Source organism: Streptomyces sp. NPDC051133, from assembly GCF_040682635.1.
Taxonomy (GTDB): Bacteria; Actinomycetota; Actinomycetes; order Streptomycetales; family Streptomycetaceae; genus Streptomyces.
In genome coordinates this window covers 1-8,458 of the sequence record NZ_JBFBBK010000110.1, presented here as the reverse complement: position 1 = coordinate 8,458, position 8,458 = coordinate 1, and the positions used below count along the sequence as shown (strand labels likewise).

The window sequence follows — 8,458 nt, the reverse complement described above, 5'->3', positions numbered from 1 at the left end:
GGGTGTGGAAGCTGGAGCACCGCTATCTGCCCGACGGATGGACCAAGGACCAGGACGAGGACAGCGACCTGGCCTTCGCCACCGTCGACGACCAGAACGGCAAGGCGATCGAGGATGTCGTCGGAGCCAACCGGTTCACGACCGGTACCGCCACTGGCGCCACCGCCGTGACCGTCATCGGCTACCCCGACTCCCGCGAGACGCCCATCAGCTGCACCAACAAGCCAACCTCATACAGCAGCACCCAGCAGCGCATCGACTGCCCCGCCTTCACCCACGGCACCAGCGGCAGCCCCTGGATCAACGGCGACGGCCAGGTCGTCGGCGTCCTTGGCGGCTACGACGAGGGCGGCGACACCGACGACGTGTCCTACAGCGTGACCCTGGGCAGCCAGGCGGCCGACCTGTACAAGGCCGCGATCAGCGATCCGTGATCCGCGCGGCTTGATCATTCCACCGCTTCAGGTATTCCCTGCTCAAGCGCGATGCGGCAGTGTTCAACCTGCTCGGCCACCTGCTTTATGAACCAGCGCATGATCTCGTAGGGGATGACGTGCTCGTCGTGGCTGTGGATGTGGACGGCCGGCTCCAGGCTCGGGTCCTCGTCGGGTATCACCGCCACCACGAAGGCATCTCCAGGAGGTGAGTCTCTGCGTTGGGAATCTCAGCCCACGTGGCCGGCGCCGCGACGGCCTCGCTCAGCTCCACGCACCAGGCGTCGTCCGGCAAGGCGTAGTGGAGCTGGATGGCGTAGTGGCGGCCTGCATGAACGCGCAGCTCTGGCATGTCCGCAGGCTGCCACAGCTGCAACGTCGGAGTCTCGCGAGTATCCGCTCAGCACCTGGTGCCGCCGCTCCACCGACCATTTGCGGGACAACCCTTATAGGCAGCGGCCGGTCTCTTACTCGCACAGTTCTCTGGCTCAACGAAACCCGGCGCTTTGAGGCCGTGCGCTAGACGAGGAGGCCGGAGTCGATCCGCACCGCGAAGATCTACTTGCCGATCACCGTGGCCCGGATGTCGGCGATCTCGTCCACGCGCTTCTGGAAGAGGTACAGGGTGCCGGTTATGCAGCCGTCGATCTCCTCGAGACCGGGGGATCTCTCGCCACGTGCAAGGACCCCCCATGGGGTTGGCATTCCCCCGCCTATCTTCGCATGATGTAGGAATTCTACGGCGGTGTGAGTGCCGCCGTCTCGTGAGTGTGCCGTGCGCTCCTGCACCGGAGACAGCCCCGTACATCTGCGGCAACGCATGGCGGGAAAGGACCCTGGGTGTTCCAGGCCCTCAATCCGTTGGATGCCACCTCGCAACTGACGACGCTCGGCACTATAGGCATCTTCCTGGTGCTCTTCACCGAGACCGGCCTGCCGATCGGCTTGTTCCTGCCCGACGGCTCGCTGTTGTTCACGGGCGGCCGACCATGCCCGGCCGCGCCCCTGCAACCGGCACCTGGCAAACGGCGTCACACGGGCGAAGGAACTGCCGCCCCGGTACCACCAGGGCAAGGCGATCGTGCTGGCCCCGTTCATCGCGGTAGTACGGACGGTACGCAGCCCGCTCGCCGGGATTATGGAGGTGCCCACCCGCACCTGCGCGCTGCGGCAGGTCACCGGCGGACTGATGTGGTCGGCAGGACTGGTCCTGGGCGGCTACGCCCTCGGGTCGAGCCTCCCGAACGTCAACCAGCACCTGCTGTCTCTGGGTTGCCTGATCGTCGTCGCCCCTCTGCTGCCGCTGCCCCTGGAACTCCTACGCTCCCTTCGCCACGGGAGGGCTGCGACGAAGCCGGCCCGAAGGCACGCTGCATGAAGATCACATTCCTGATCCACGACGTCTACGGCATCGGCGGCACCAACCGCACCACCCTCAACCTCGCCACAGCGCTCGCCGACCGCCACGAAGTGACCATCGTGTCCGTCCGGCGCCATCGCACCCGGCCGCAGTTCGACATCGATCCGCGGGTGACAGTGGTACCCCTGGTCGACGTGCGCAAGGGCTCCGCCGACCTCACCGATCCGCTGATGAACGAACCCTCCCAGTCCTTTCCCACGGCCGAGAAGCGGTACCACCAGTACAGTCGCCTGTCCGACCAGCGTGTCGAGCAGTACCTGAAGGACAGCAACGCTGACGTCATCATCGGTACCCGCCCAGGTATCAACGTCTACCTGGCCCGTTTCGCCCCACCCCGTGCCCTGCGCATCGCCCAAGAACATCTCACCCACGACACGCATGCCAAGAAACTGCGCGCCCAGTTCGCCCGCCACTACCGCGAACTGGACGCCCTGGTCACCACTACCGAGGCGGACGCCGCCGTCTACCGGGCGAGGATGCGGCTGCCCGGAGTCGAGGTCCTGGCCATTCCCAACGCCGTCCCCGATCCCAGGCTGTCACCCGCCCGCACCGGCGCCAAGGTCATTGCCGCGGCCGGACGCCTGGCCCGCGGAAAGCGGTTCGACCTGCTTATCAAGGCGTTCGCCGACATCGCAGGCAAGCACCCCGACTGGACGCTGCGCATCTACGGCGCCGGCGCAGAGAGGGACCATCTGCAACAGCTGATCAGTGAATACAGCTTGGGCGGCCGAGCGGAGCTGATGGGCGTGGCCTCGCCGATCGAGCCCGAGTTTGCCAAGGCCGCCATCGTTGCCTCCACCTCCAACGCCGAATCCTTCGGCATGACCCTGGTCGAGGCCATGCGCTGCGGGGTCCCGGTCGTCTCCACCGACTGCCCGCTCGGCCCCGCCGAGATCATCCACGACGGCATCGACGGCCGCCTCGTCCCGGTGGGCGACCTACAGGCGCTGAACACCGCGCTACTCGACCTGATCACCGACGAGCTCGCCCGCCTCCGCATGGGCCGCGCCGCCCGCCGGGCCGCCCACCGCTACGACCCCGAGCGCATCGTCGACATCTACGAGGACCTCTTCGTCGGCCTGGCCGCCTCCCGGAACTCCCGTGCCTGGCAACGCACCAAGGCCCGATGGCGCAGCCTGGCCGCCCGGACCCTGCACCGACTCGGCCAGTCAACCTGACCCGGGCCTTCAGGACTTTGTTGGCGGATTCGGTGATCGCCCTCGGTGATCTTGTTGGATCGGGCAGTCTGGTGGAGGTTCGGTTCCGTCGTGCGGGGAGGCACGGAGGGGCTGCCATGTCGCTGCGCCCTGTGCCTGCTCCGTCCGTCCCGGAGGCCACCGCGCGGGTGGCGCGGGCTGCGTTCCGCAAGGGCTGTCTGGCCATGCGGATCCGGGATGAACTCGGTCCGCTCTCCGAGGACGAGGCCCCGCATCTCCGGCAGATGAAAAACCCCTGGCCGACACGGTTGCGCTTGTCGACGTGGCCGCACTCGGCGGTCCAGCCGATGGGCGGATGGGCACGGGACCATGTGCGGCTCACGGTTCGTACGGGCATCACGGCGGGGCTGCTGCTCGCCGCCGCCGGACTGGGGTGCGCCATGCTGCCGGGCCTGGCCGGCATCCTCGTGGGCGCCCCCTGATCGGTGTCGGGACCGGTCTGATCACTCCGCTCGGCTTCGCCGCCCTGGCCTCGAGCACTCCCAGCGAGTGGCTCGGGCAGAGCCTGGGGGCCGCCGAATTCGGCGACGCGGGAGGCCCGCTGCTCGGCACGACGGTCGCCTCCCTCACCCACGGCTACGCCGTCCTCGGCGTCCTCCTCGCCTCGGTCGGTTCTTCGCCCTGGTACGGCGCCGTCTCACCGCAGGGTGAGGCCCCGCACAACGGACGGCGCCGAACATGACGGCAGGCATCAACGCACGTGATCGTGAGTTCGCGGCCGCCGATCAGGTCACCGAGGAGGGTCCAGCGGAGGCGGATACATCGGCACAGGCCAGAACGCGCTTTACTCCCGGCTCAGTCGCGTGCAGCAGCTGCTCGTCCTCCGGCGACAGGTCCGACACGAACCGGGCCAGTACTGCCGCTCGGTCCCCTCCTTCGTCCAGCAGCGAGTGCATTCCCGCCGCTGCATACCCGGCCTGGTCGTCCACGGGCGCATACACATGGCTGCGGCCCTCCCGCTGCCGAGTCACCAGACCCTTGTCACACAAACGGGTCAGAATGGTCAGCACCGTCGTATACGCGACGCCGGGTACCTGTTCCAGGACCTCCCCCGCGGGCACCGGACGGGAGGCCGCCCACAAGGAAGCCAGCACCTCCCCTTCCAGCTCACCCCGCGCTCGCCGCCGGGCCTCCCCCCGATCGTCCTTACCGCCCGTCATCTGACACCTCCCTCGCGACTCCCGTCGGGTCCTTTTCAATCGTTGAAACTACTACGAGACGTAGAAAGGGGGCGCCTCGATCGTAAAGCCGTGTCGAACAGCGGCTTCAAGCCCTGCGTGCCACCCGAATTACAAGCCCGGAGTTGACCCCTGGGCCCCTCGTGCCGTCTCGCCACGGGACGATCACCCGCTGACGTCGGCAATCCGCCGACAGGCCGGACAGTGAAATTCGGCGGCCTAGTGACCCGAACCGGTACCAGCGGCCTCGACGAGGACATGGCGGCGATGTCGTTCATCGCCGCTGCTGCGCAGCCACGACCCCCATCGCTGTCCGGTCAGCAGGCCACGCAGACCTGACGTCAGCCACCGTAGGTGGTAGGCCGTGTCGGCAAATCCCCGCCGGTACGCCCACACGACCTACTCTTTCCGCTTGCTGTCGGGAAACATCCCGCGCAGGCGGTCTGCTATCCCGCGCTTGCGCTTAGCCGACCTTCCCGGTTCCAACTCCGTCCTGCGGTGAGCCGCCTGGAGACGTGACGCCGGCGGGGCAACCTTGGCACCTGGGCCAGGCTCAGGCTGGCTTTCCGTGGTCGACCTCTTCCGCGACTCGAAACCTGTCGTTCCGTTCCCGTGGGCGTACGACGCAGGTGGCTGGAAATGCTGGTATGCACCTGAACTTCGATCGACCCTGAACTCCAGCAGACCTTTATCCACCAGGAAGGCTGCATCGAGAATGACAGCGCATAGTCCGCGGCCTGTAACAAAAGCGATATCGCGGACGGTGCGCTGCCCATTGACTGCGCTGACGAGCGACCATTGCTGGGGGCTCATCCACTCCAAGTTTTTCGGGACAACCCCGCTGGCACTGAGAATTCCATCCGGCACGATTGGCCCTGCCAGCGAGGCCAGGCGGCGGCTCATCCGCTGCGTTTCATGGAGCAGGTGTGTCACGGCCAGCGGGGGGGCGATGAACTCCCGCTGCGGGTCTGCGATCTCACTGTCACGATGGTAGACAGCGTCCAATGATCCGGAGAAGACCGCATACGCTGCATCCACGTGGTTGAGGACGAGCAGAAATTCCATTTCACCGCCCCCGACCATACCTCTGTCCACCAGCACAGCCAGCGGATGCAGCAGGTAATTCGACTCCGTAACGGCCGCTTCCCAAGCTCCGGTATCCACACGGCCCGAATTGATGAGCAGTTGTTCGATACTGGGCACGCCAGCCGATGCAACCCCCCCAACCAGGCCATCCGCAAAATAGAACGCTCCACCTGGATACCCGACGACCTCCAGAACCCCAGAGAACATGCTGTCGGAACATCGACTCACTATATCCGCGAGGTTTTTTGCCGAGAGGATACAGTCTAGTGATTGCTGATCTCGACTGGCCGAATAATTGCCATTACGAGAATTGCTCATCACTACACCAAGAGGGAGTTTGCGATACGCTTTGTCTGACTGACGACAAGCCCGACGTTTACCTCTTCCCGGTCGAACTCGGCATAAAATATCAATCGCTCGGTGCTGACCGGAATGACGCGCAGAATGACGTATCCGCGCTCAGTCATCGCAAGGATGCAGTCGAGTTCGTCGAAGGCGCGGCCTCGGCCCCCGTGGGCCATCTGCTCCGCTGCCGCGATAAGGCTCGGTGCAGAATCAGGGTTTTCCAAAGCCGCGCCGCCCCACTTGGCTACCGCGCCTGTGGCCTCATCGACGAGTGCAACTGATCGCACTCCCCGGATGGCGAGTGTCTCGGCAACCGAATCTTGGAGATTTGCCATGTCAGGTTCTCCCAGGTCGGCAGGCCGACACAGCACCTTCAGGCGCCACGTGCAGCCTATCGGTCACACGACGAGGTTTCGCTCGACGGCCTTCAGAGCATGACGAGCCAGTGCGAGATTCGCCTTCTCCCTGCCGAGCGCGATATAAAAGAAGAGAGTCTCACTTCCATTACTCGGCCTTTTGAGCAGCCTGATGAGATGGTACTGCTCATTCAGCGTTATAAGAATATCCTCGATCGATTCCTGGATGCCAAGGCGTTCGAGGGTGCGCATCTTCGCGCGGACGACCTCAGTGTTCCCTGCAGCGGCTACCTCAAGGTCCAGATGCCGACCTCCGCCAGCAGTCCCCAGGCACATACCGCTTTCGTAATCGACAAGTGCCGCCCCCACGGCGCCGTCGATATCCATGGCTTCTTTCAGCGACTGTTCAATACTCACTGACCGCCACACCTTTCTTGATTGCCGCGTCAGTCGATGGCATCACGTAACACCCGCTCTGGGGTGGCGTTTGAGGGGCCCCGGCGTTCCATCCAAGATGGTCGACTGAAGTCTTGGATCGACTGACTCATGACTTGTATGTGAACGTAAAAGACCTTTCGGACGTTGTCAACGCCCTCCGAGAGCCGTAAGGGTTTTCCAACTCGAGAATTGAATTCCCTCTTGACACCGTACGAACGACGGAGTAGGTGTAGCGCATTTCGCCGGGCGCAGGCGGGCCGAACCAATCCTCACTGCAAATCAGCACATTCAAGTACAACGTGCCTGGTGGCAGCATTCTGGGAGAGCCGAGGACCTGCAATCTGTCAGACCGATCCGGATAGTCTGGCATGTGCTCTGAATCCGTCCGCTGTTGCGATCGGAGCAACAGGAAATATCAAAGCAGGCCACCGAGCCGCCGCTCCTGAGCGGTGACGCCCCTGGTCACCCGGTCACCGGCCACGGAAACCGCTGCCTTGATCAGGCGCCCCTCCGCCGACCGCTGCCAGTGGCGATGGTCGGGGCGGTGCGGACTGGTGCCGACTTCGTCACCGCGCCGGGCCGACGGTAGATGTACTGCAGTGCATTCGGCTCCTCACCGTCGGCCACCTCCCGGACGAGGTGGTGGTCGGGCGACAGTGCGCAGGCCGGATCGGTGCGCGCTGCGTCACCGGTGAATGCGAACGCCTGGCATCGGCATCCGCCGAAGTCCTCCTGCCGGCGGGGACAGCCGCGGCAGGGTGCCGCCATCCAGTCGGTGCCGCGGAATCGGTTGAAGGCCGGTGAGTGCAGCCAGATCCAGGCAAGCGGATGGTCGCGAACGTTAGGGGCATCGAGGTCTGGCAGGGAGGCTGCGGCTGGGCAGGGCAGGGCGGTCCCATCCGGTGCGATGGTGAGCGAGACCGCACCCCAGCCTCCCATGCAGGGTTTGGCGACGCCGTCGAAGTAGTCGGGGACGACCCAGACCAGGTCGATGCGGCCGGCTAGTCGTTCCCTCCAGTGTTCGACGGTCTCCCGGGCGCGGGTGAGCTGATCACGCGTGGGCAGCAGCGCGGCCCGGTTCAGCAGGCCCCAGCCGTAGAACTGCGCGTTGGCGAGTTCGATGCGGTCCACCCCCCAGGCCACGCCCAGCTCGATGAGGGCGTCGACGGCGTCGAGGTTGTCGCGGTGCAGAACCACGTTGAGGCCGAGCGGGAGCCTCGCCCGGCGGACAAGGGCTGCTGCCCTTTCCTTCGCGGCGAACGAGGAAGGTCGTCCGGCGACGCGGTCGTTGGCGCGGGGTTCGGCGTGCTGGACGGAAAGCTGCACACTGCGCAGTCCGGCCGCGGCGAGCGCGGCCAACCGGGACTCGTCCAGCCCGGTGCCACTGGTGACCAGCTGGGTGTAGATGCCGGCGTTCTCGGCGGCGGAAACGATCCGCTCCAGATCAGGGCGCAGCAGTGGCTCGCCACCGGAGAGATGGGTGTGCACAACGCCCAGCTCACCGGCCTGGCGTAGCACCTCCGTCCACTGAGCAGTGCTCAGTTCATTTGCACGACGAGCCAGTTCGAGTGGGTTGGAGCAGTAGGGGCAGTGCAGTGGGCAGGCATGGGTGAGTTCGGCGAGCAGGGCCCATGGCGGTGCGGGTCCTGTACCGGACGCAGGGTTCATCGGGTCGGTCACTTGAGCCAGCCTTCCTGCCGCAAGCGGTCGAGGAAGCAGGGAACGTCCGTGACCACCGGCGCGCCGGGGAAGCGCTCGGCCAGCTCATCGACGATCCCCTGCACGGTACGAGTCCCGTCGCACAGGTCGACGACCGTTCCGGCATCTCCGGTGAGGACGACCACACGCTCCGGCAGGATCAGCAGATCAGTTCCGCGCACCCTGTCGTGCCGCAGCATCAGCGCGGGAGCAAGAGCTGGACGCCATGGGTGCTCGGATGCCGACGTCACCTCTGCTCCCGTCGGCCACCGAGCCCGTGGCAGTC

The 8,458-nt window shown here is 65.5% G+C and carries 13 protein-coding genes; 5 read left to right on the top strand and 8 right to left on the bottom strand.

Annotated elements, in window-relative coordinates; translation table 11 throughout:
- Positions 1–434: trypsin-like peptidase domain-containing protein (locus AB0N17_RS44525; RefSeq protein WP_366017409.1), on the top strand; the 434-nt coding region annotated here is incomplete at its 5' end.
- Between the two features lie 14 nt (positions 435–448).
- Here the strand turns inward: AB0N17_RS44525 and AB0N17_RS44520 are convergent.
- Positions 449–625: a hypothetical protein gene (locus AB0N17_RS44520; protein WP_366017408.1), complete on the bottom strand. Its 177-nt coding sequence runs from the start codon at positions 623–625 to the stop codon at positions 449–451.
- Positions 626–992: 367 nt separating this feature from the next.
- Positions 993–1,139 carry a hypothetical protein gene (locus AB0N17_RS44515; protein ID WP_366017407.1) on the bottom strand — a complete coding sequence of 49 codons (147 nt, stop codon included), beginning with the start codon at positions 1,137–1,139 and terminating at the stop codon, positions 993–995.
- Positions 1,140–1,578: 439 nt separating this feature from the next.
- On the opposite strand from AB0N17_RS44515, the gene AB0N17_RS44510 reads away from it, so the two are divergent.
- The 4 genes from AB0N17_RS44510 to AB0N17_RS44495 all read left to right on the top strand — a co-directional run bounded on the left by AB0N17_RS44510 (position 1,579) and on the right by AB0N17_RS44495 (position 3,753).
- On the top strand, positions 1,579–1,812 hold the full coding sequence (locus AB0N17_RS44510) for a hypothetical protein (RefSeq protein WP_366017406.1): 234 nt from the start codon (positions 1,579–1,581) through the stop codon (positions 1,810–1,812).
- Entirely contained in the window at positions 1,809–3,032 is a 1,224-nt protein-coding gene (locus tag AB0N17_RS44505) for a glycosyltransferase family 4 protein (RefSeq protein ID WP_366017405.1), read from the top strand. The genes AB0N17_RS44510 and AB0N17_RS44505 overlap by 4 nt, the downstream gene beginning before the upstream one ends.
- Before the next feature lie 116 nt (positions 3,033–3,148).
- Complete coding sequence (locus AB0N17_RS44500; protein WP_366017412.1) at positions 3,149–3,493, top strand: hypothetical protein; 345 nt, start codon at positions 3,149–3,151, stop codon at positions 3,491–3,493.
- Complete coding sequence (locus AB0N17_RS44495) at positions 3,445–3,753, top strand: hypothetical protein (RefSeq protein ID WP_366017411.1); 309 nt, start codon at positions 3,445–3,447, stop codon at positions 3,751–3,753. The genes AB0N17_RS44500 and AB0N17_RS44495 overlap by 49 nt, the downstream gene beginning before the upstream one ends.
- Positions 3,754–3,796: 43 nt before the next feature.
- On the opposite strand, the gene AB0N17_RS44490 is transcribed toward AB0N17_RS44495, so the two are convergent.
- The 6 genes from AB0N17_RS44490 to pqqD form a co-directional block, all read right to left on the bottom strand.
- Positions 3,797–4,231, bottom strand: a complete 435-nt coding sequence (locus AB0N17_RS44490) for a BlaI/MecI/CopY family transcriptional regulator (RefSeq protein WP_366017404.1) — start codon at positions 4,229–4,231, stop codon at positions 3,797–3,799.
- Positions 4,232–4,648: 417 nt separating this feature from the next.
- On the bottom strand, positions 4,649–5,452 hold the full coding sequence (locus AB0N17_RS44485) for a hypothetical protein (protein ID WP_366017403.1): 804 nt from the start codon (positions 5,450–5,452) through the stop codon (positions 4,649–4,651).
- A 203-nt stretch (positions 5,453–5,655) separates the two neighbouring features.
- On the bottom strand, positions 5,656–6,015 hold the full coding sequence (locus AB0N17_RS44480; protein WP_366017402.1) for a hypothetical protein: 360 nt from the start codon (positions 6,013–6,015) through the stop codon (positions 5,656–5,658).
- Between the two features lie 63 nt (positions 6,016–6,078).
- Positions 6,079–6,453, bottom strand: coding sequence for a hypothetical protein (locus tag AB0N17_RS44475; protein ID WP_366017401.1), 375 nt, complete (start codon positions 6,451–6,453; stop codon positions 6,079–6,081).
- A 519-nt stretch (positions 6,454–6,972) separates the two neighbouring features.
- Entirely contained in the window at positions 6,973–8,142 is a 1,170-nt protein-coding gene (gene pqqE / locus AB0N17_RS44470; protein ID WP_366017410.1) for a pyrroloquinoline quinone biosynthesis protein PqqE, read from the bottom strand.
- Positions 8,143–8,150: 8 nt separating this feature from the next.
- Positions 8,151–8,372: a pyrroloquinoline quinone biosynthesis peptide chaperone PqqD gene (pqqD, locus tag AB0N17_RS44465; RefSeq protein WP_366017400.1), complete on the bottom strand. Its 222-nt coding sequence runs from the start codon at positions 8,370–8,372 to the stop codon at positions 8,151–8,153.
- Positions 8,373–8,458: the final 86 nt, after the last annotated feature.